The sequence below is a fragment of the Vibrio sp. 1978 genome (assembly GCF_033344345.1).
This window is the reverse complement of record NZ_JAWPOP010000764.1, coordinates 1-586: the sequence shown is the minus strand read 5'-3', so window position 1 is coordinate 586 and position 586 is coordinate 1. Positions and strand designations below refer to the sequence as shown.

General features: G+C 48.5%; 1 pseudogene. It reads left to right on the top strand.

The annotated features are described in order from the left end of the window. Positions 1 to 586: pseudogene (vmeH, locus tag R8N49_RS28975) on the top strand (efflux RND transporter periplasmic adaptor subunit VmeH); the annotation flags it as partial.

The following is a 586-nucleotide window of genomic DNA, read 5'->3' as shown; positions in this document are numbered from 1 at the left end:
TCTCATTTGAGTTTCCGTGTGGCGGGTGAAGTGAGTCGCGTCATGGTGCGAGAAGGTGATAAAGTGCAAAAAGGCGCTGTTATCGCCACCCTAGACCCAACGGATTATCAACTGGATGTCGATAATGCCACGGCGAGATTTTCTGTGGTCGACAGTCAATATCGCCGCTCTCGACCTTTGGTGGATAAAGGTTTGTTGGCGAAGTCGCAGTTTGATGAAATTGCTGCGCAGCGCCAAATCGCGTTGGCGGAGTTGGAACTCGCTAAGTTGCGTTTATCGTTCACCACATTAAAAGCGCCGGTTGATGGCATCATTTCTCGGGTCAATATTGATCAATTTGAGAATGTTCAAGTTGGGCAACACATCGTCAATATCCACAGTCTGGATCGCGTAGAAGTTCGTATTCAGTTGCCAGATCGCTTGTACGTCAAACAGCCTCCTACAGAAGAAAGATTAACGGCAATTAATGCGGTGGTTCGTGTTCCTAGTGGCAACGAGTACAAGGCGACGGTTAAAGAGTTCACTACTGAGCCTGACCCAACCACGGGAACGTTTACCGTGACGCTTTCTTTACCGATGCCAAAAG